Source organism: Taklimakanibacter albus (assembly GCF_016595235.1).
GTDB lineage: Bacteria > Pseudomonadota > Alphaproteobacteria > Rhizobiales > Aestuariivirgaceae > Taklimakanibacter > Taklimakanibacter albus.
The window spans coordinates 337,881-358,699 of sequence record NZ_JAENHL010000008.1; the positions used below are offsets into that span (position 1 = coordinate 337,881).

The following is a 20,819-nucleotide window of genomic DNA, read 5'->3' on the forward strand; positions in this document are numbered from 1 at the left end:
CCACAATCCTTCGGCAAGGGCCGTGGAATGACGCAAGCGGCTGCCACTTTCTCCCTTCCGCGCGACAGCCTGCAGGCGCATGAAGCGAGCCAGCGGCTGACCCGCTTCCAGCGCCGCGGCTACCAGCGCTATCTGATCGTCCGCCAGAATGTCGACCTCAATTTTTTCTGGACCCGACGCTGGTTCTTCATATCCATGCTGGTCGGCTTCCTCCTGATGATCGCGCCGACGCCCGAGGGCCTCACCGAGGAAGGCCAGATCGTGCTGGCGATGTCGATCATGGCGACCATCCTGTTCGTCACCGAGGCGGTGCCGCTGCCCACCGTGCCGCTGCTCATCATCATCGGCCAGGTGGTGCTCCTCAAGGTCGATCCGACCAAGGTGGCGCAGAGCCTGATGACCGATTCGGTGCTGTTCATCATGGGCTCACTGATGCTGGCGGTCGCCATCGTCAAGCAACGCCTCGACAAGCGCATCGCCTGGGCGATCGTGCAGATGACCGGCACCAACGTCTATTGGATCAGCTTCGGCATCACCGCGGTCTGCGGCACCATCGCCGCCTTCATCGGCGAGCACACCGTCGCCGCGATGATGCTCCCGGTGGGCGTGACGCTCATCACGCTCACCTCGCAGGACCCCAAGAAGGTCCACAATCTCGCCGCCGTCATCCTGTTCTCGATCGCCTATGGCTGCTCGATCGCGGGCGTCGCGACCCCTTCCGGCGGGGCGCGCAACGCCATCATCATCTCCTATTGGAAAGACCTGTTCTACGATCCCCTGAGCCCGGAGACCCGGCGCTATCTCATGGATTACCTGACCTGGGCAATCTATGCCTTCCCGATGTTCCTGATCCGGCTGCCGATCGTGGCGGCGCTCCTGGTCTTCACCTTCAAGCCGGAAACGACAGACATGTCGCGGGCCGTCTCCAGGCTCCGGACCCAGGTCATCATGGATGGGCCGCTCAAGCCCTCGGGCTGGCTCACCATCCTGATCTTCTGCCTGACCATCCTGGGCTGGATCTTCCTGTCGGAGCAATTGGGCCTCGGCGTCATCGCGCTGCTGGGCGTCGCCGCCTTCCTGGTCCTCGGCCTGGTGCGCTGGGAGGACATCAATTCCGGCGTCAACTGGGGCGTCGTCCTCCTTTACGCGGCGGCGATCTCGCTCGGCGTCGAAATGACCGAAACCGGGGCCGCCGACTGGGTGGCCAAGAGCTTCCTCGATCTTCTGGAGAATATCGGCGCCGGCAGCGGCCTCGGCTTCAACACCGCCATTTCGCTCCTCACCATCGGCGTTTCGAACACGATGACGGCGGGCGCCGCCGTCGCGGTACTCGGTCCGATCGTGCTCAATACCGCCCATGTGGCGGGACAGGATCCGATCATCGCCGGTTTCATCACCGCCATCTCGTCGGCTTTCGGCTACCTGACACCGGCGGCGCAGCCCGCTTTCACCATCATCTATGCCTCCGGCTACCTCAAGGGCCGCGACTTCTTCACCATCGGCTCGCGCATGATGGTCGTCTCGGTCATCATCCTCCTGGCGCTCGCGAGCCTTTATTGGCCCTTCATCGCGCGATAGAATAAAGCGAGCCAAGAGGAGTCGGCCCCGCCTTGAAGATGCTGTTCACGCGCACCAAGCTCAGCGACCGGCAGGAACGCGCGGTCCAGAAGACGCTGCACAATCTGCGTCAGCAGCGGCGCAACCGTTTCCGCATCCTCGCCTGCATCGACGGTACGGAGGAATCCTTCATAACCGTCACTTTCGCCGCCCGGCTCGCGGTCAACGAGGAATGCGACATCATCGTTCTCTATGTGCGCCCGATCGACCAGGCCTTGTGGTCGGGTGGCCTGCAGTTGCGCATCGCGCGCCAGAACATGATGGAATCGGGCTTCGAGCTGCCCGGCGTGCGCGACCTCAAGCGGTCGCTCGAGATCCTGAAAGAGGAAGGCATCGACGTCGAAAGCTGGCCGCAGGAAGCGAGCCACCAGGATGCCTGGGGCGACCCTGCCGGCGACACCAAGGTGGAATACAAAAGCCCCAAGGGCCAGAGCGTCGTGCTCAAGCTCAAGACGGCGCCCGACGCCGGCCACGGCATTCTCGATCAATATGAGCTCGGTCCTTACAATCTCATGATCCTGGGCGAGCCGTCACGCTGGCGCAGCGAGTTCAAGGCCTGGTTCGGCACCGGCGTCGTCCAGGAGGTGGTGACGCATGCGTCCTGCTCGGTGCTGGTGGCGCGCCCCAGCCTCGACAAGGAAGGCTTCTTCATCTGCACCGATGGGTCGTCGCGCTCGATGCAGGCGGTGCGAAGAGCCGCCGTTCTCGCCCATATGCAAGGCGCTTCCATCACCCTGTTCTCCGTGGCCCCGGACGAAGCGGCGCGGCCGGCGGCGGAAGAGGCCGTCGCCAATGCCAAGGCGCTGCTCAAGGCGATGAAGATCACCGTCACCGACACACGCACCGCGGTCGGCGATACGGTCGAGGAGATCATCGAGACCGGATCAAGCTACCGGATCATCGTGGTGACCGATGAAGGCCGCTCGCGGCTCGAACGCATTTTCAAGGGATCGACGGCGAGCGCTGTGGTGCGTGGTGCCCGCACCAGCGTTCTTGACGTCAGATAGGACGGGTCTACGGATGTCGGAATACACGCTTCATTGCTTCGGCGAGTCAGGCAACGCCTACAAGGCGGCGTTGATGCTCGAGCTGTCCCGCTGCGACTGGTCGCCGGTCTGGGTCGATTATTTCAACGGCGAGACGCGCCAGGCGGAATTCCGCGCTGGAACCAATGAAATGGGAGAGGTCCCCATTCTCGGCCACAAGAGACTGAAGCTCACGCAATCGGGCGTCATCCTGGATTACCTCGCCGAGCAGACGCGGAAATTCGGGCCTAAGAGCGAGGACGAGCGGCGCGAGGTCTGGCGCTGGATCCTGTTCGACAACCACAAATTCACGAGCTATCTGGCGACGCTCAGATTCATGATCAATTTCACCAAGACCGGTGAAACGCCGGTGACTGAATTTCTGCGTCCACGGGTGATCTCGGCGCTGAAAATCGTCGACCAGCATCTGGCCGGCCAGCCCTTCATCATCGGCAAGCGCGCCACCATCGCCGATTTTTCGCTATGCGGCTATCTCTTCTATGGCGAGGAGATACCGGTGCCGCTCCAAGAGCACATCCATGTGATGAAGTGGCTCGACCGGATCAGGGCGCTTCCCGGCTGGAAGCCACCCTATGAGCTGATGCCGCGCGGCATCTAAAGCTGCGCATGATCCTTCCGGAAAACCGCTTCGCACTTTTCCGGATCATGCTTAAGGCCTGAATCAGGCCTGCCCAGGCGACATGGCGTCGAGATATTCCTCGAGGTGCTCGAGATTCTCGAAACGCATCCAGCCATCGTCGGTTTCCGCCTCGACGGTGCCGTCCGACAGGACGCGCGCCGGACGGCCGCGGATCAAGCGCTCCTCGACGACGAAGAGCTGAGTATCCTCGACTTCCTCGGTCGCTTCGGCCGCGGCCTCGGGGGCCGGCGCCGCCGGCGGCTCGGCCGCAGGCTCGGTCTCATCGCCCAAGGCCTGCTTCAATTCGCTGTTCGCCTTGTCGATGGCGGCGATCGTCTCGCGCGTCTCGGCGACGGCGCGGTCGGTGCTCACCCGCGATTCCTCGACCAGCTTCTCGAACTTGGTCACCGAGGAAGCGGGCTCCGGGGTCGGCACGGTAAAGGGCGGCGGTGTTACGGCGTCGGCGCTGAACTCGGACGTACCTGCATCCGCCGTGACAGCGGCGGTAGCCGCGGCAGCGGCAGCGACGACCTGACCACCGTCCTGGCCGGTCAGCCAGTCGCGCAGCTCGCGCGTGGCGGCAGTCGTCTTCTCCATAGCGGCGATCACGCCCCCCAGGCCGACGAGGCCAAGACCGCCCACCAGCAACACTGAGGCGACATCATACGTCAGTCCGCGGACCTGCATCTCGCCCGGGGAAACATAGATGAGCGCCCCCAACACCGCGCCTGCTGCGGCGACGATGATGCCCAGGATGATCATCAGTTTCGACATGATTGGCCCTTCCCGACTGCTCTACTCGACCAGTTTATGCGAACATATGGTAAATCTTGCGTTACCGGCCGCTAATATCAAGCTTAATCGGGACATAGAGGGCTAGTCCTCGATGACGATACGCGGGGTTTTCCGGCCAGTTCCAGCCTCGATCCCGGCCCACACCTCGCGGGCGATATTCCGGAAAATGGCGGCATGCGGGCCATCCGGCAAAGTCGCCACGATGGGTTCGCCGGCATCCGAACGCGCCCGCACCTCCATGTCGAGCGGCACCTCGCCGAGGAACGGCACGCCCAGGCGTTGCGCCTCCGCGCGCGCCCCGCCATGGCCGAAAATCTCATGACGTTCGCCACATTTGGTACAGATAAAGTAGCTCATATTCTCGATGATGCCGAGCACCGGCACGCTGACTTTCCGGAACATATTGAGGCCTTTGCGGGCATCGAGCAGGGCCAGATCCTGGGGCGTCGACACGATCACGGCACCCGACAAAGGCGTCTGCTGCGCCAAGGTGAGCTGCGCATCGCCAGTGCCCGGCGGCATGTCGACGATCATGATGTCGATCTCGCCCCAGGTGACATCGCGCAACATCTGCATCAGGGCCGACATCACCATCGGGCCGCGCCAGATCATCGGCGTGTCCTCCGGCACCAGGAACCCCATCGACATCACCTTGAGGCCATAGGCCTCCATCGGCTGCATGAGCTTGCCTTCCATGTCGGCGGCCTTGGGCTTGCCCATGATGCCGAGCAGTTTCGGCAGCGACGGCCCATAGACATCGGCATCGAGAACGGCGACCCGCAGGCCATTGGCCTTGAGCGCCAAAGCCAGATTGACGGCCATGGTCGATTTGCCGACGCCGCCCTTGCCCGAGGCCACCGCCACGATATGGCGTAAGCCCGGAATTCCGGCTTTCAGATTGGCGGTCTTGGGCGGAGCCTGCTTGCGCTCGGCGGTCAGGGCCACCATCGCCTTCTCGACACCGGGCAGGCCGGCGACGATACGCTCCGCCTCGCGGCGCAACGGCTCCATCGCGGACATGTTGGCCTGGTCTGCGGTGATCGCGAACATCACCCGGTTGTTGGCGATGACGATGTCGCTGATGAGACCTGCCTCGACAATACTCCGCCCGCCGCCCGGGAGGGAGAGCTTGCCGAGTGCCGCCAGAATCTGGTCGCGTGTAATCTGTTCCATGGGTCCCGCTTAGAACAAATTCCGCCAAAGATAAAACGCCAAAGTCAGACCTACCCATGCTTGCGAAAGAGGTCTGCCACGTCCCGGCGCAGCACCGGCAGAAGCTCCTCGGCAAACCAGGGATTCCGGTTGAGCCAGGCATTGTTGCGCCAGGATGGATGCGGCAGCGGCAATATGCGCGGGGTGAGCGCATAGGCTTGCCGCCAGTTCCGCACCGCGGCGGTCAGATCGGCGCCGGCAAGCTCGCCCAAATGCCAGAGCTGCGCCGGGCGGCCCAGACACACGATCAGCTCGACGTTCTTCAGATGCGCGAGCAGCGTCGCGCGCCAGGCCGGCGCGCATTCCGGGCGCGGCGGCAGATCGCCGCCTTTGGCGTCCTGGCCCGGGAAGCAGAAGCCCATGGGAACGAGCGCAACCTTGCGTTCATCATAAAAGAGAGTTTCGTCCATGCCGAGCCATTGCCGCAACCTGACGCCGGAGGGATCGGTAAAGGGCCGCCCGGAGGCATGAACACGGGTTCCCGGCGCCTGCCCCGCGATCAGGACCTTGGCCGTTGAACCGGCCTGGAAAACCGGGCGCGGCGCATGCGGCAATGGACGGCCTTTCGGCGTTTCGATGCAGATACGGCAGGCCCTCATACGGGCGCTCAACTTGGCGAGGCTCTCCGGCATAGTTAATACATAAGCGCATTTTTAGTGTTTTCGCGAAGGGGGTTTTAAGCCGCGTTTCTTATCCTGTGCATGGGACGACGAAAGCGTATCTCCGCCAGCGCGGAGCGACGCTCCACACTGGGTGATCGACAGGCCGCCATGCAGATAACGGATGCAACGACAGCTCCTGCCACCGACGATGTCGTCATCGCCGACGGCGAGACCCTTCCGTGGGAGCGCGATCTTCTCACTCTGTTCGTTCAGAATCAGATCAGGGTCGTTCTCGCTTTGCCGTTCTTCGCCGCGCTTTTCGCGCTGATGACGCTGCAATGGACGCCCTGGCAGCAATCATTGGCCTGGTTCGCCAGCGCGCTCGGCTGCCAGATCATCCAATATGTCCTGTGCCGTCTCTATCTGAGGGCGCAACCCAAGAAATCCCAGTTCACCGAGTGGCTCGGCATTCTGTCGGCGAGCGAATTCCTCGCCGCGGCCTGCTGGTCGACCCCACTCTTCCTGCTGTGGAATAATGCCAGCGACCTGCAGCATGTCTACATCGTCGCCAGCCTCATCGCGATGGTCGCGGCGCGCATCATGATCTCGGCGAATTTCATGCCGATCATCATTGCCGGCACCGGTCTGATGACCTTCGCCCTGGCGTTGCGCTGCCTCACCGAGACCGGTTATCTCTATGCCGGCCTCGGCGCGCTCGCCATCGGCTGTCAGATCTTCTTCGTGCTCGTCGCCCGCAAGCTGCAGGAAACGGCGCGCGACATGCTGATCTTCAAGGCGCAGAAGGAAGAACTCGTCACCAAGCTCATGGCCGAGCGTGACCGCTCCGAGATCGCCAGGGCCGAGGCGCTGCGCGAGAAGCTGCGCGCCGAGGAGGCGAGCAAAGCCAAGTCGCAATTCCTCGCCACCATGAGCCATGAGCTGCGCACGCCGCTCAACGCCATTCTCGGCTTCTCGGAAATCATCGGCCGCGAGATGTTCGGCCGTCACGAGGTCGCCGCCTACAAAAATTATGCCAACGACATCCATGACTCCGGCAGCTACCTGCTCAGCCTCGTCAACGACATTCTCGACCTGACCCGCATCGAAGCGGGCCGCCGGGATCTCAATGCCGAGCCGCTCGTTGTCGCCGAGACACTCGAGGACGTGCGGAACTTCGTCTCCTTCAAGCTCACCGAGAAGTCGCAGACGCTCGATTTCGACATCCCGGCCAATCTGCCGAAGGTCATGGCCGACCGCCGCGCGGTGCGGCAGATCTGGATCAATCTCTTGTCCAACGCCGCGAAGTTCTCGCCCAATGGCGGCCGCATCGGCGTCAGAGTCCGCCAGCGCGACAGCGGCGAGATCTCGGTCAGCGTCATCGACAACGGTCCCGGCATGCCGGAAGAGGAAATCGCCACCGCCATGGAGGCCTTCTCGCGCGGCTCGCTCGCGGTGAAGAAAGCCGTCGACGGCGCCGGTCTCGGCCTGCCCATCGTCAAGGGACTGATCACCATGCATGGCGGCTCGTTCGTGCTGCGCAGCAAGCCGGGTCTCGGCACCGAGGCGACCGTGATCTTCCCGGCGGCCCGGGTCATGAGCGGACCGCGCGCCGGTGTCGTCTCCGAGCCCGCCGCCGCCACGCCCAGCCAGCGCAAGCTGATCGCCATCACCGGCTGATATTCCCCTGTAAACAACAGCGGAATTTGCAGCGGATTAGCAGCGGATCTGCAGGAATCTACAGGGAATTTCGCGAAAATCGCGGAACAGCGGATTGCCGTCTTCCGTACCATCCGACGATTGCGTCCGAGAATGCAAGCCGCCCGGCCCGACGCTCTACCCTTCCTTGTCGCTGACGCCGGCACTCTCGAAAGTCGCCATGCCGTTATGGAGATCGGCAGCGGCCTTGACGAGGGCGGCGGCCAAAGCCGCGCCCGACCCTTCGCCCAGCCGCATGCCGAGATCGAGCAAGGGCTCCTGGCCGAGGTGTTTCAGGAGCCGGCGATGGGCTGGCTCCGCCGAGCAATGGGCGGCGAGGCAATGGTCGAGAGACCGGGGATCGAGCGCATGCAGGATGGCGGCGGCGGCGCTCGCGACATAACCGTCGATGAGCACCGGCACCTTGGAATGACGTGCCGCGAGGATCGCCCCGGCCATGGCGGCGAGCTCGCGCCCGCCGAGCCGGCGCAGCACCTCGAGGGGATCCTTCAGATGGCCGCCATGAAAGGCGACGGCACGGCGCACCGCGTCGGCCTTGCGTTTGAGCCCTTCGCCGTCGACGCCGGTGCCGGGTCCCACCCACTCCTCCGCCGTTCCGCCATAGAGCGCGTGGCAGATGGCGGCCGCGATGGTGGTGTTGCCGATGCCCATTTCGCCGATGCAGAGAAGGTCGGCGCCGCCGGCGACCGCCTCCATGCCATAGGCCATGGTCGCGGCGCATTCGGCCTCTTCCATCGCGGCGGCCTCGGTGATGTCGCCGGTCGGCGTCTCCAGGGCGAGTTCGAAGACCTTGAGCCCCAGATCGAAGCTCTTGCAGATCTGATTCACCGCCGCCCCGCCGGCCTGGAAATTGGCCACCATCTGCTGGGTGACGGCCTGGGGATAGGCGGCCACGCCCTGATTCACCACACCGTGGTTGCCGGCAAAGACGGCAACGACCGGACGCTCCACCCGGGGCGCATGGCGGCCCTGCCAGCGGGCCAGCCAGACGGCGATCTCCTCCATTCGGCCGAGCGCCCCCGGCGGCTTGGTGAGCCTGCCGTCACGCGCCCGGACCGCCGCCGCCGCTTCCTCGTCCGGGGCCGGCATATCCTCGAGAAGGCGGCGGAAATCGTCAAAAGGCAGGCCGGTCGTTGCGTTCATCTTTTTTCCTGTCGTGGCGTATCGGGAATGTTGCGTAGCTCATAGCCGCCGCATAATGACTACGCCATGGCTTCACGTAGCTCCGGAACCGACATTGCAAAAGGCTGGGCCGCCGATCTCGTCACGTGCCTCGGCTTTCTGACCCGTCTGCCGATGCCGTCCGGCCTGCCTTTCACGACGCTCGCCGATGCGATGCGGGCCTTTCCCTGGGCCGGCGCCCTGATCGGGGCGGTGGCGGGGCTCCTGCTCGCGACCCTCGCCGCCCTCGGGCTGCCGGATCTTGTCACCGCCGGCCTGGCCCTCGCCGCCCTCGCCGTCGCTACGGGGGCGCTGCATGAGGACGGCCTCGCCGACACCGCCGACGGCTTCGGCGGCGGGCGCGACCTCGACCGCAAGCTCGCCATCATGCGCGACAGCCATATCGGCACCTATGGGGTGCTGGCCCTGGTGCTGGGGCTCCTCGTCAAGACGGCGAGCCTTGCCGCCCTGACCGACCTCTCGGTGCTGCATATCGTGGCGCTGCTGGCCGCCACGGGCGCCGTGTCCCGTGCCAGCATCGTCTGGTTCATGGCCTCGACGCCGCCGGCCCGCCGAGACGGCGTCGCCCATGCGGCCGGCCAGCCCTCCGACTTCACCGCCAGGAGCGCGCTGATCTCCGGGGGCGTTATTGCGCTGATCCTGCTTCTCCTGACCCAGGGCCTCGTCCCGGCGCTCCTGATCATCGGCGCCGGCGCCCTGGTGGCGGCACTTTTCCGGTCTCTGAGCCTGCGCCAGATCGGCGGCCATAGCGGCGACACCTGCGGAGCGCTGCAGTTCCTGAGCGAGACGGCGATGATTGTCACAGCCGCGGCAAGCCTTTCTTAACCACAGAATCGCACAGGACTTTCGCCTTTACCGGTCGTTGATCAGAGGCTGCGCAAGACTAGCGCGTGATCAGGAAAAGTGGGCACCGGTTTTCCGTCCGATCACGCGCCATATTTAGGATTTCGATCACGTTCATCACATTAGGTCAGTCCGACCTAATGTGATCGTGATCTAGCCATTCCGCCTGCCACAGCTGTCGAGGAACGATGATCTGGATCACCGGTTTCGCCTTGCTGACCGCCCTGCTGATCGCCACAGGCTTCATCAGCCGGCGCTCCTTGGCCTTGCCGATCATCGCGGTGCTCGCCGCCGCCGCGGGTCTCGAAGCCTTCAGCGTGCAGCCGACGATCCAAGGCTTGCGGCCCACGCTCGACATGCCGCAGCTTCTCAGCGCGACCGAGCTCAAAGCCGACCGCAACGGCCACTATGTCACCGAAGCCGACATCAATGGCTCAACGATCGCGGTCATGGTCGATACCGGGGCCACCGGCGTGGCGCTCTCCTATGAGGATGCCGAAAAAGTGGGCTTGCGGCCGCGCGGGCTCGACTTCGACATTCCGATCAGCACCGCCAATGGCGTGGTGAAGGCCGCCCGGGTCACGCTGCGCCGTGTCGAGGTGGACAACGTCCGCGTCCGCGACGTGGACGGGCTGGTGCTGCCGGAAGGCGCCATGCGGGGATCGCTCCTCGGCATGAGTTTCCTCGGCCGCCTCTCCAGTTTCAAGATCGAGAACGGCGTGCTCTATCTGCGCGATTAGATCCCCTTCAGTTGAATTCAGCCCTTGATGCGCATGGCGTTTTCCAGCAGAACGATGCCGCTTTCCATGCCTGTGGCCCCATCCGACGAGCCTATCCTGCCCCTATGAACGCGCTGATATCGCAAGAGATCGAAACACCCTGCATCAAGGTGTGTGTCATCGACCCGGAGACCGGGTTTTGCGTCGGCTGCGGCAGGACGCGCGGGGAAATCGGAGGCTGGCTCGGCATGACTTCCGCCGATCGGCTTCAGATCATGGCCGCCTTGCCGGAGCGGGTCAGCACGCTCACATTGCGCAAACGCCGGAAAGGCGGGCGGCGGGGGCGATTGGGTTTCGAATAGTATCGAGTTGCACTGTTCGAAAATTCCCTTATCTTAGCGCCCGTCGCAGCCCTGTGGCTGTGAAGGAGTGGAGGACGAATATGCCGGTTGGCACGGTTAAATGGTTCAACACCACCAAGGGCTTCGGCTTCATACAGCCGGACAGTGGGGGAGCTGACGTATTTGTACATATTTCGGCAGTGCAGCGCTCGGGTTTAACCGGGCTCAATGAAGGTCAGAAAATTTCCTTCGAGCTGCAACAGGATCCTAAGCGGGGCAAGAGTTCCGCCGTCAATCTCAAGCCGCTTTAAGTACGACTAGCACTTAGACGGCAAAGTTCTCGCGCTTTGCCGGATTTCTTTATTGAGCCGTCAAGGCTCAATCGCATAGCGAGACCGCAATCCAACCCGAAAGCCTGGCTTCTGCGGCGATGATGGCTTGCGTCTCGTAGCAGTCCGCCGGCTTACCGCCTGGACTTGCCAGTACAATTTCAGGACGTCTTTGTCCCTGGACCGGAACGAAAATTGCCTCGGCTTCGCCGGGCCGCGGTATCCGGCCGGCTGTCGGTGTGAAGGACGACACGGTCGCCGCCACCGCGGCGCAGTCATAGCGCCCACGCGATCCCATCAGACGGATGATCTCGCCACCGCCGTCCGGAAAGACGTCGATGATGCGCAGATCGACATCTTCCTCGCGGCCCTTGTCGAGGCAGGCCCGGAAAGCCGGCGCGTAATCCATGACCCGTTCCGACCAATGCGGCTTGCGTCCAAGGAGCGCCGCAAGCGTCGTCAGCTCTCTCCAGGTGAGCTCGATCTGACAGGCGATGACCCCGCCGGCCTTGTCCACCATCGGGCTCTGATTCAGCGCGGTGCATTCGGCCGTGCGCCACGCCCGGAACGTATCCTCGGCGGTTGAAGCCTGGCCACCGCCATCGGGAGCTGTGGGCGTCTGGATGTTGACTGCGGCAAGCGACGTCTCGAAGGCGCGCGCGGTTATCGCATAGACCGTGTCGGCGGCGGCGAAGAGATTGTCATAGCAGGATCCGAAGGCCTGGCCGCGGGCCGTACAGGCTTTGACCGCATCGCCAGGCAGATGCGGGCCGGCGAAGAGGCGGTTCAGCAACACCAATATGGCGATCCGCTGGGTGAGGCGCTTCTGATAGCAGGCGGCGGCATTGCCGGCCTGAGAGCAATCGTCGAGAGCCGCTTGCCATTCGTCATTCGCCGCCTCGAGCTCGCTGCGGAAGGCCTGATGCATCGCAGCCTTGGCCAGCAGTTCCTCGCGCGCCGCCAGCTCCTCATTGAGCGCCATCAAAGCAGGATCGGTGCAGACGAGACTTGTTCCGGTCTCACAGGAAACACTGGCCCCGGCCGGCGACGCGAATAACCCCCCGGCGAGTAGCATCGCCGCCACAAGCCTTTTCATTGGCTTAGAACTGAATGGCGAGATTGGCTTCGCCGGCATAGCTGTCGGTCTCATCGACGATGAGGCCCGCGGTCTCGCCGGTGAGCACCAGTTGCACATTGCTGGCCAGATTGAGATTGAGACCCAATTGAAGACGCAGATCCGCCTGCTCGTCGATGCTGTCGGTGCCGAGCCCATCGGTATGCGTCTCATTCAGGAACGTATAATCGAGAAAGGCGCCGGCCCAGGGTTCGACCGATGTCGTACCCGAAAGTGCGAAAGTGTGGCCCAGCACCGTTCCGCCGGTGAGCACGCCGGTCTCGAAAGTCTGCGCCGGATTGATGTTGTTGGTATATTCGTCCTGCCATTCCTTCGACCAGGCGAGTGTCACGGAAGGCGACAAGCGCGTGGTGCCGAAATACCAGTAGCCGGTGAAGGCGCTGGACAATTGCACGCGGTCTGAATCCGTCTTGCCTGAGCCGAAGCCCGAATAATCGACCTCGGTTTCGATGCCGCTATAGAGCGCGATGCCGCTGAAGACGATGTTCGGCGTCACGGTGATGCCGGTATAGGCGCCACCGCCGAAGCCCTCGGTCGTCTGCTTGATCGGCAATATGCCTTGGGTCTTGAGCCGCGAGTCCTCGTAGGTTCCGATGAGGCCGAGCACGACGCGATCGCTCAGCCGGTAATCGATGCCGGCCATGGCGTTGATCAGCGGACCTTTGCTGCCGTCGAGATCGTCGCTGCCTTCGATCCAGCTGTATTTGCCGTCGATCCAGGCATTCCATTTCCGTTGCGCGGCGGGAGCCGTCACGACGTCGGCCGTGGGTTCGACGGCGATATCGCCGCCGGCCAGTCGGGCGGCAACATCTTCCGGCCTATCGAGCAGAAGGCCGGCAGGCTCGGGCTCGCCTTGCCCGACGAGCTCGCCGGCGACGACGCGGCGCACGATATCCGACACATTGATCAGCGAGCGGTAATTGACGACGGGCTTCAGGCAGCCGGTGACTTCGTCGTTGGAGACCTCATTCTCACCGGAAATGTTCTCACAGGATTGCGCCCGCGCTTCGCTCGCAAGCAAAGACGGCAAAAACAGCAATGCTCCCGAAAGAGCGACGAGTGAAACTTGCTTTTTCATGCCCCGGTCCAGCAAATAACGCCCTACCGGGGGCATTAACACCTGTTCGGGGCCTTGTGGCAAGCCAAGATCACTCCGCCGCCATGAGGCGATGCGCCTGTTCCGTCACCGCCGCCAGGGCCTGATCGAGGACCTCGAGGCCGGCGCCGCGGCGATGGGCGTTCTCCGAGAGAACCCGACGCCAGACCCGTCCGCCCGGCTCGCCATGATAGAGGCCCAGAATATGGCGTGTCATGCGCGCAAGCCCCGGCTGGCGCGCAAGCTCGGCCGAAATATAGGGTTTTATCCGCTCCACCACATCGGCGCGGGTCAGCGAAGACGCCGGCGTGCCGAAAAAGCGCTGATCGACGCCAGAGAGGATCCAGGGCGTATGATAGGCGGCGCGGCCCAGCATGACGCCGTCGACGTGGGCCAGATGGGCCTCCGCCTCGTCGAGCGTGACAATGCCGCCATTGATGACGATGACGAGCCCTGGCCAGGCCTTCTTGATCCGGTACACGCGCTCGTAATTGAGCGGCGGAACCTCCCTGTTCTCCTTGGGCGACAGGCCCTGGAGCCAGGCCTTGCGGGCGTGGATGACGAAGGTCGAGCACCCTGTCGCCGAAACGGTACGGATGAACCGGTCGAGATCCTCATCCTCGTCCTGGTCGTCGATGCCGATCCGGCATTTGACCGTGACGGGAACCCGGACGGCCTGGCGCATCGCGGCCACACAGTCGGCGACGAGCTGGGGCTCGGCCATCAGGCAGGCGCCGAAGCGGCCTTCCTGAACGCGGTCCGAGGGGCAGCCGACATTGAGGTTGACCTCGCAGTAGCCGAAATCCTCACCCCACCTGGCGGCCTCCGCCAGCAATTTTGGATCGCTGCCGCCGATCTGAAGCGCCACCGGCTGCTCACGCGGGTCGAAGCCGATGAGGTGCTCGCGATCGCCATGGCGGATGGCCTGGGCCGTCACCATCTCGGTATAGAGCAAGGCATGGCGGGTCATCTGGCGGTGAAAAAACCTACACGCGCGGTCAGACCAGTCCATCATCGGGGCGACGGAAAATCGGTGTTGCGAATGACTTGCCGTTGTCATTAATTCGATTGCTTGTTCCTGTTGAACCGTGTTGCGACAAACTCCAGCCAGGTTGAGAAAGCCACAACACCGGGCCCTCTTACACTGTCCGGTGGCAGATTGGGATACAGACAAATGCCCTGGGATGCAGGTATCCCACTTGGCGTCCCACGATCAAAAAGAGCCCGGTTTTAAAGGGTCTATGCCCAATCCATCATGGGGATGGAAACCAGTTTAACTTCTTGATATTTCGTCTCTTTTTATTGGATAGGTCTTCAACGAGCCGTTCGTCAGCAGCTTGGCCGCCGTCCGACATGGACGGCGGCCTTGCTGGAAAGGGATGACGCCGATCGAAGAGCGAAATCCTGGCCATCCCCCGGCAGAGATCAGCCGGCGGCGTTCGGCACCGGCGTATTGAGCAGTTGTTGTTCCCACAGATAAGCGACGCCGCTGCCGGCCGCATGCTGCACAAGCAACTCCGAAAGCTCGGCGGCATGCTCTGTGCGGGCCCAGTCGCGCTGCCATTCGGACGCGACCACCAGCCACGTCACCATGTTCGCGCCGGCCGCAATCATGCGCTGAATGGCGACCTCGTGAGCTTCGATCGAAGTGCCGCCGGACGCATCGGTGACGACCGTCACGTCCCAACCTTCGCCGAGAGCCTGAATCGTCGGCATCGCAACGCAGACCTCGGTCCACAGGCCGGCGATGATCAGCTGCTTACGGCCCGTCGCCTTGACCGCGTCCACAACCTTCTGGTCCTCCCAGGTGTTGATGAATGTCCGGTCGATCACCTTCTGGCCGGGAAACACATCCGTGATCTGGGGGAAGATGAGACCGCCCCGGTCAGCGATCACGCTCGTCAGGATGGTGGGAACGCCGAAGACCTTCGCGGCCTTCGCCAGCGCCGTCGAATTGTTGACCACCATGTGCGGATCGTGGCTGTTGAGGTTTGCGAGCTGATAAGGCTGGTGATCGATCAGAACGAGGACCGAATCTTCTGGACGAAGGAGCGAATCAAGGCCGTTACGATGGGTCATCATCAAGACTTCCTTTTCTGCCGCGAGGGACGGCAATGGGTTCACAGGGGACATGCGCCAGCGGGCGACGTTGTCTGAACGCAATTTGCCGTTCCTACTTGTGATGCGGTAGTGCCATAATCAGGTAAGCTGTGTCGCGAAATGAGGAACGCGGGAATGGACATCGAAGATCTACGGACATTCGTCGCCGTGGCAGATGCCGAGGGCGTGTCGGCCGCCGCCCGCAGGCTCGGCGTCTCCAAATCAATCGTCAGTCGGCGTCTCTTCCGGGTTGAAGCGGAACTTGGCGTCCAGCTTCTTGCACGAACGACCCGCGGTGCTGCGCTCACGGAAGCGGGAATCACGTTCAGAGACTATGCGGCCCGAGCCAGCGCCGAGATCGATATGGCCAGGGAAACGATCCTCCCGACCGGCGAGTTGCGCGGCCGCCTGAGGGTCGCCATGCCGCTTTCTTTCGGACCGACTCACTTCGCCCGCGTGCTTGCGGACATGGCCCATCAGCACCCGCGGCTCCACATCCATACCTCCTATAGCGATCGCTTCGTCGATCTGATCGCCGAAGGTTTCGATTGCGCGATCCGGGTTGGCTACCTTCAGGACTCCAACCTTATCGCGAAGCGCATCGGCCCGATCTATGGCAAGCTTGTTGCGAGCCCGGATTACATCAAAGCGCACGGTTCACCCGAGATAGTGGAGCAGCTCGTCAACCATCAGGCGCTCATGCAAGGAACGGAAGCCTGGCAGTTCATGGATGGCAGCAGGATTGTCACGGTTCAGCCGCAGGGCAGGTTCAAGGCCGACAACGCGACGGCGATTGCCGCTGCCGCAGCAGCAGGGCTCGGCATTGCCTGGCTGCCCGACTGCATCACACACGAATATCTGGCCTCCGGCGCGCTCGTTCCGGTGATGACACGCTATCCGCCACCTTCGGCAGGTGCGTATGTCGTCCGACCGCCGGGTCAGCACCCTTCACGGAAAGTCCGGGTCCTCATCGAAATGCTGATCGAACACTTCGCACGAAATCCGGACGTTTGGGGTCTCGATCCTCCGCACACGGAAGGTATTCTTCGACGGGTAGATGTCTAATCACGGCGTCGGCTCAACCGACGTCCTCGAAGCAGAGGCAGGTTCCGGGTTTCGCCATGGCCAGAAATTCCAGCAGATCGTCACGCGTCAGCGAAGCACAGCCGGCGGTCGGACCGTAACCGGCGCTTGCGACATGGAGGAATACCGCGCTGCCGGCATAGGGAACGACCGGATCGTCATTCTGGCCGAGCACGACGACGATGTCATAGAGGTCGTCCTTCCGCCACATCTCCTCATGGCTAGCCGCGAAGGGAAGACGAACCGGGCGGTTGTAGTCGGGATGGTCGGGCGCATCGCACCAGCCGTCCTTGGGATCGATGACGGCGGTCGCGAACACCGACACCGGTGCCGCGGCAAGCTTGTCGGGACGGTACAACACCTTGCGGATAGGCCAGCAGCCGACCGGGCTGACGCCGTCGCCTTCCCGCTTCTGCCGCTGGATGCCGCCGCGGCCCACCGCCGCGCGCCAGGCCCTGTCGCCATAGCTGGCTTGCCAGCCATCACCGGCACGTTTCACGATCAAGTTCACATTCCTCTCCTTCAGCTTTCAAGCGGGAAATGGCAGCTCACGAGCCGGTCGTCGATCTTGCGCGGCATCGGCTCCTCGGTCCGGCAGATGTCCTTGGCGAAAGGACAGCGGGTGTGGAACCGGCACCCCGAAGGCAGGTTCATCGGGCTCGGAATGTCTCCCATCAGGATCGGACGCTCACGGCCGCGCTGACGCGGATCAGCGCGGGGAACGGCCGAGATCAGGAACATGGTGTAGGGATGCAGCGGACGGTCGAACAGGTCCTCCGTCAACCCGACCTCGACCAGGCGGCCAAGGAACATCACACCGACACGGTCCGCGAACTGGCGCACCACGCTCAGGTCGTGCGTGATGAAGAAATAAGTCAGCTTCAAGTCGGCCTGCAGATCGGACAGAAGATTCAGGACCTGCGCCTGGATCGAGACGTCCAGCGCCGAAACGGACTCGTCGCAGACGACGAAATCCGGCTTGTTCGCCAGAGCCCGGGCGATGCCGATGCGCTGGCGCTGGCCGCCGGAAAACTGGTGCGGATAGTTGCGCAGATAGCGGCGGCTGAGGCCGACCATATCCAAGAGTTCGGCGCAGCGCTCGCGGATCGCCTCGGCAGACCCAAAGCCGTGCGTGCGCAACGGCTCCGCCAGGATCTGCTCGATCCGCATGCGCGGGTTGAGTGAGGCATAAGGGTCCTGAAAGACGATCTGCAGCTTCTTGCGCTGCTCGCGCATGGCCCTCTCGTTCAATCGGGACAGGTCTTGTCCGCGGTACAGGATCGTCCCGGAGGTGGGCTCGTGCAGCCGCAGCATCACGCGCCCGAGCGTGGTCTTGCCGCAGCCGGACTCGCCCACCAGCGCAAAGGTCTCGCGCTCGTAGATGTCGAGCGAGACGCCGTCAACGGCGCGCACCACATGACGCCGGCTGAAGAGACCGCCGCCCAGCACATAGTGCTTCGTCAGCTCGCGGGTAGAAAGCACGACCTCGCTCATGACGCGTCCCTCCCGCCAGCCGTCGCTGCTTGCGGCGCGTGCACCCAGCAGCGCGCGAAATGTCCTTCCGCGAGGCCGGCGAGCGCCGGTTCTTCCTGCCGGCAGACGGAGATGACGTCGCCGCAGCGCGGACTGAAACGGCAGCCCACAGGCAATCTCGCCAGATCGGGCACCCTGCCGGGGATGCTCGGCATACGGCGCCCGATGCGCTTCTCGGTCGACTTGGGAATGGAGGCGAGCAGCCCACGCGTATAGGGATGCGAGGGACGTTCGAACAGGTCGAAGACATCGGCCTGCTCGACGATCTGGCCGGCATACATCACATTCACCTCATCGCACATTTCGGCGATGATGCCGAGATCATGGGTAATCATGATGATGGATGTTCCGACCCGGTCGCGCAGTTCGCGCATCAAACGCAGGATCTGCGCCTGCGTCGTGACGTCCAGCGCCGTGGTCGGCTCGTCGGCGATCAGAAGCTTCGGTTCGCAGATCAGCCCCATGGCGATCATCGCGCGCTGGCGCAGGCCGCCCGAAAGCTCATGCGGATAAGCGTCGAGGCGCGCCTTCGGCTCCGGAATGCCCACCAGCTCGAACATCTCGAGCACGCGCGCCCGGATCTGCCGACGGGTCAGCCCCTTATGAACCGCCAGCGGCTCTCCGACCTGGTCACCGACCTTGCGCACCGGATTGAGCGACGTCATCGGCTCCTGGAACACCATGGCTATATCGCGACCCCTGATCCGCCGCAGGCCGTCGGCGCCAAGAGCCGTCAGCTCGACACCATCGAGCTCGATGCTCCGGGCGCTGACATGGCTCTGCGGCTTCGGCGTCAAGCCCATGAGCGAGAGCGCCGTCATGCTCTTTCCGGACCCCGACTCCCCGACCAGGCCGACGATGCGCCCGCGCCCGACATCGAAAGAGACATTGTCGAGGACGCGGACATGCCCCCGGTCGCCGCGGAATTCCGTGCGCAGCTCGCGAACTCTCAGAACCGTGTCGCCCGTCGCCATGGGTCAATCCTTCATCGAAGGATCGAGGGCGTCGCGCAGCCCGTCACCGATGAAATTGAAAGCCAGCACCGTCAGCAGGATCGCCACGCCCGGCGCGATCGCGACCAATGGCGCCTGGAAGAGATACTCCTTGCCCTTCGCCACCAGAAGGCCCCAGCTCGATCCGGGCGGCTGCACGCCGACGCCCAGGAAGCTCAGGCTCGACTCCCACATGATCGCGTCGGGGATGGACAGCGAGAAGAGGACGATCAGCGTCGGCACGACATTGGGAAAAATGTGCCGGAACATGATGGTCGCGCGCGAGGCGCCATTGGCGCGCGCCGCCTCGATGAACTCCTTGCCCTTCAAAGCGAGCGTCTGCGAACGCACCACCCGCGCCACGCTGGCCCATCCCACCAGGGCCAGGGCGATGAAGATGTTCAGGAGATTGGCGCCCAGCGTGTACATCACCACCATGGCGAGCAGCAGCGACGGGAAGGATATCATCATGTCGGCAAGCCGCATCACGACGAAATCGGTCCTGCCGCCCAGATAGCCGCTGAGGATGCCCATGACGGTCCCGATCATCAGCGCGATCAGGCTGGGCACGGTGCCGACGACCAGGGAAACGCGCGCGCCATAAAGAATGCGCGTCAGGATATCGCGACCAAAATTGTCCGTACCCAGCCAATAGGTCGACGAAGCTGGCAGCAATTGCTCGTCGAGCGCCACCCGATACGGATCGTGCGGGCTTATCCAGGGCGCAAAGACCGCGGCCAAGATCAGGGTCACGACGAAGAACAGCCCCACCATCGCCATCCGGTTCTTGCGGAAGGCGCGAAGGGCGTCGCGCAGGAAGCTGGTCTCCTCGATCACGTCGGGAGCCAGCGCCGTCATCTCGCTGGTCAGGCTCATGGCGCGGCCTTTGTCATCTGGGAACGAATCCGGGGATCAAGGACCGAATAGAGCATGTCGGCGATGAGGTTGCCGAGGATGACGAGCGCCGTGGCGAAGAGCACCGAGCCCTGCAGCAGCGGCATGTCGCGCGACTGGATGGCGCTGACCGAGATGCGCCCGACGCCGGGAATGCCGAAGATCGCTTCGGTGATGACCGCGCCGGACAGCAGCGTCGCCACCTGGATCGCCATGATCGTCACCACCGGGATGAGAGCATTCTTCAGCGCATGGCGTGAGATTACCCCCACCTCGCGCAAGCCCTTGGCGCGGGCGGTGCGGATATAGTCATGGCGCATGACCTCGAGCAGGCTCGAGCGTGTCAGGCGCGCAATGACCCCGGCCGAGCTCCAGCCCAGCACCAGGGCCGGCAGGATCAGGTACTGCCAGCCGTAAAAGCCCGAAACCGGCAGCCATCTCAGCTGCATGGCGAAGACATACTGGAACAGCAGGGCCGACCAGAAGATCGGCATGGAGACGCCGAGCAGCGAGAAGCCCATGAAGAAGTGATCGAGGAAACTGTCACGCCGGACGGCCGAAAGGATTCCGGCGGGAATGCCGATGATCCAGGACACGCAGGCGGCGCTGGCGGCGAGCATCATCGTGTTTGGAAAGGCGTTCATGATCAGGCTCGTCACGCTGCGGTTGAGCTTGATCGAGATGCCGAGGTCTCCCTGGACGGCGTCCCAGAGGAAACGAAAGTAGCGGGTGATCAAGGGATCATCGAGATGCATCTGCGCGCGGACGCGTTCGATCACCTCGGGGCTGGCATGTTCCTTCATCAGAAGAGCGATCGGATCGCCCGGAACCACGTTCAGCATGACGAACAGGATCGCCGTAATCCCGATAAGCACAGGAATAGAGATGACGATCCGCCTGATCGCAAACATCAACATCGAGGCAATGCTCCGTCAACGGCGAGAGCCTGGTGCGAGGCTTTGAAA

22 protein-coding genes are annotated in these 20,819 nt (G+C 63.3%); 9 read left to right on the top strand and 13 right to left on the bottom strand.

The features are described from left to right. Positions 1-27: 27 nt before the first annotated feature. From JHL16_RS24515 to JHL16_RS24525, 3 genes are read left to right on the top strand one after another with little or no spacing between them, the layout of a single operon-like run. Positions 28-1,578, top strand: a complete 1,551-nt coding sequence (locus tag JHL16_RS24515; RefSeq protein ID WP_200187528.1) for an SLC13 family permease — start codon at positions 28-30, stop codon at positions 1,576-1,578. A 38-nt stretch (positions 1,579-1,616) separates the two neighbouring features. Continuing rightward, positions 1,617-2,624: a universal stress protein gene (locus JHL16_RS24520; RefSeq protein ID WP_246771271.1), complete on the top strand. Its 1,008-nt coding sequence runs from the start codon at positions 1,617-1,619 to the stop codon at positions 2,622-2,624. A 13-nt stretch (positions 2,625-2,637) separates the two neighbouring features. Then, positions 2,638-3,261: a glutathione S-transferase family protein gene (locus tag JHL16_RS24525; RefSeq protein WP_200187529.1), complete on the top strand. Its 624-nt coding sequence runs from the start codon at positions 2,638-2,640 to the stop codon at positions 3,259-3,261. Between the two features lie 63 nt (positions 3,262-3,324). Here JHL16_RS24525 and JHL16_RS24530 read toward each other — a convergent pair whose 3' ends face one another. The 3 genes from JHL16_RS24530 to JHL16_RS24540 all read right to left on the bottom strand — a co-directional run bounded on the left by JHL16_RS24530 (position 3,325) and on the right by JHL16_RS24540 (position 5,900). Then, positions 3,325-4,056 carry a hypothetical protein gene (locus JHL16_RS24530; protein WP_200187530.1) on the bottom strand — a complete coding sequence of 244 codons (732 nt, stop codon included), beginning with the start codon at positions 4,054-4,056 and terminating at the stop codon, positions 3,325-3,327. Between the two features lie 102 nt (positions 4,057-4,158). After that, entirely contained in the window at positions 4,159-5,250 is a 1,092-nt protein-coding gene (locus tag JHL16_RS24535; protein WP_200187531.1) for an Mrp/NBP35 family ATP-binding protein, read from the bottom strand. A gap of 50 nt (positions 5,251-5,300) precedes the next feature. Then, complete coding sequence (locus tag JHL16_RS24540) at positions 5,301-5,900, bottom strand: uracil-DNA glycosylase family protein (RefSeq protein WP_348647278.1); 600 nt, start codon at positions 5,898-5,900, stop codon at positions 5,301-5,303. Positions 5,901-6,059: 159 nt separating this feature from the next. Between JHL16_RS24540 and JHL16_RS24545 the strand changes: the two genes are divergently transcribed. Continuing rightward, the gene (locus JHL16_RS24545; RefSeq protein WP_200187533.1) at positions 6,060-7,568 is read left to right on the top strand and encodes a sensor histidine kinase; all 1,509 of its coding nucleotides are present in this window, start codon (positions 6,060-6,062) and stop codon (positions 7,566-7,568) included. A 156-nt stretch (positions 7,569-7,724) separates the two neighbouring features. On the opposite strand, the gene cobT is transcribed toward JHL16_RS24545, so the two are convergent. Then, positions 7,725-8,750: a nicotinate-nucleotide--dimethylbenzimidazole phosphoribosyltransferase gene (gene cobT, locus JHL16_RS24550; RefSeq protein ID WP_200187534.1), complete on the bottom strand. Its 1,026-nt coding sequence runs from the start codon at positions 8,748-8,750 to the stop codon at positions 7,725-7,727. 66 nt (positions 8,751-8,816) lie between these two features. Between cobT and cobS the strand changes: the two genes are divergently transcribed. The 4 genes from cobS to JHL16_RS24570 all read left to right on the top strand — a co-directional run bounded on the left by cobS (position 8,817) and on the right by JHL16_RS24570 (position 11,003). Continuing rightward, positions 8,817-9,614 carry an adenosylcobinamide-GDP ribazoletransferase gene (gene cobS / locus JHL16_RS24555; RefSeq protein ID WP_200187535.1) on the top strand — a complete coding sequence of 266 codons (798 nt, stop codon included), beginning with the start codon at positions 8,817-8,819 and terminating at the stop codon, positions 9,612-9,614. Between the two features lie 206 nt (positions 9,615-9,820). Beyond that, entirely contained in the window at positions 9,821-10,372 is a 552-nt protein-coding gene (locus JHL16_RS24560) for a retropepsin-like aspartic protease family protein (protein ID WP_200187536.1), read from the top strand. A gap of 104 nt (positions 10,373-10,476) precedes the next feature. Next, complete coding sequence (locus JHL16_RS24565) at positions 10,477-10,713, top strand: DUF1289 domain-containing protein (RefSeq protein ID WP_200187537.1); 237 nt, start codon at positions 10,477-10,479, stop codon at positions 10,711-10,713. Positions 10,714-10,793: 80 nt separating this feature from the next. Continuing rightward, entirely contained in the window at positions 10,794-11,003 is a 210-nt protein-coding gene (locus tag JHL16_RS24570) for a cold-shock protein (protein ID WP_137855811.1), read from the top strand. Positions 11,004-11,070: 67 nt separating this feature from the next. Here the strand turns inward: JHL16_RS24570 and JHL16_RS24575 are convergent, their stop codons facing one another. From JHL16_RS24575 to JHL16_RS24590, 4 genes are all read right to left on the bottom strand, one after another. Continuing rightward, the gene (locus JHL16_RS24575) at positions 11,071-12,003 is read right to left on the bottom strand and encodes a hypothetical protein (protein ID WP_200187538.1); all 933 of its coding nucleotides are present in this window, start codon (positions 12,001-12,003) and stop codon (positions 11,071-11,073) included. Positions 12,004-12,121: 118 nt separating this feature from the next. Continuing rightward, on the bottom strand, positions 12,122-13,234 hold the full coding sequence (locus JHL16_RS24580) for an autotransporter outer membrane beta-barrel domain-containing protein (protein WP_200187539.1): 1,113 nt from the start codon (positions 13,232-13,234) through the stop codon (positions 12,122-12,124). A 70-nt stretch (positions 13,235-13,304) separates the two neighbouring features. Continuing rightward, complete coding sequence (dusA, locus tag JHL16_RS24585; protein ID WP_246771272.1) at positions 13,305-14,267, bottom strand: tRNA dihydrouridine(20/20a) synthase DusA; 963 nt, start codon at positions 14,265-14,267, stop codon at positions 13,305-13,307. 410 nt (positions 14,268-14,677) lie between these two features. Next, entirely contained in the window at positions 14,678-15,331 is a 654-nt protein-coding gene (locus tag JHL16_RS24590) for a hydrolase (protein WP_200189534.1), read from the bottom strand. 156 nt (positions 15,332-15,487) lie between these two features. Here JHL16_RS24590 and JHL16_RS24595 point away from each other — a divergent pair, with 156 nt between their 5' ends. Beyond that, positions 15,488-16,417, top strand: a complete 930-nt coding sequence (locus JHL16_RS24595) for a LysR family transcriptional regulator (RefSeq protein ID WP_200187541.1) — start codon at positions 15,488-15,490, stop codon at positions 16,415-16,417. Positions 16,418-16,430: 13 nt separating this feature from the next. On the opposite strand, the gene JHL16_RS24600 is transcribed toward JHL16_RS24595, so the two are convergent. The 5 genes from JHL16_RS24600 to JHL16_RS24620 are packed head-to-tail and all read right to left on the bottom strand — an operon-like array spanning position 16,431 to position 20,771. Further along, the gene (locus tag JHL16_RS24600; RefSeq protein WP_200187542.1) at positions 16,431-16,946 is read right to left on the bottom strand and encodes a L,D-transpeptidase family protein; all 516 of its coding nucleotides are present in this window, start codon (positions 16,944-16,946) and stop codon (positions 16,431-16,433) included. An 11-nt stretch (positions 16,947-16,957) separates the two neighbouring features. After that, the gene (locus JHL16_RS24605; RefSeq protein WP_200187543.1) at positions 16,958-17,929 is read right to left on the bottom strand and encodes an ABC transporter ATP-binding protein; all 972 of its coding nucleotides are present in this window, start codon (positions 17,927-17,929) and stop codon (positions 16,958-16,960) included. Further along, complete coding sequence (locus JHL16_RS24610; protein ID WP_200187544.1) at positions 17,926-18,942, bottom strand: ABC transporter ATP-binding protein; 1,017 nt, start codon at positions 18,940-18,942, stop codon at positions 17,926-17,928. Before JHL16_RS24610 ends, JHL16_RS24605 begins: the two co-directional genes overlap by 4 nt. 3 nt (positions 18,943-18,945) lie before the next feature. Next, positions 18,946-19,836 (bottom strand): ABC transporter permease, encoded by an 891-nt coding sequence (locus JHL16_RS24615; protein ID WP_246771157.1) that lies wholly within the window; start codon positions 19,834-19,836, stop codon positions 18,946-18,948. Next, the gene (locus tag JHL16_RS24620) at positions 19,833-20,771 is read right to left on the bottom strand and encodes an ABC transporter permease (protein ID WP_200187545.1); all 939 of its coding nucleotides are present in this window, start codon (positions 20,769-20,771) and stop codon (positions 19,833-19,835) included. Before JHL16_RS24620 ends, JHL16_RS24615 begins: the two co-directional genes overlap by 4 nt. Positions 20,772-20,819: the final 48 nt, after the last annotated feature.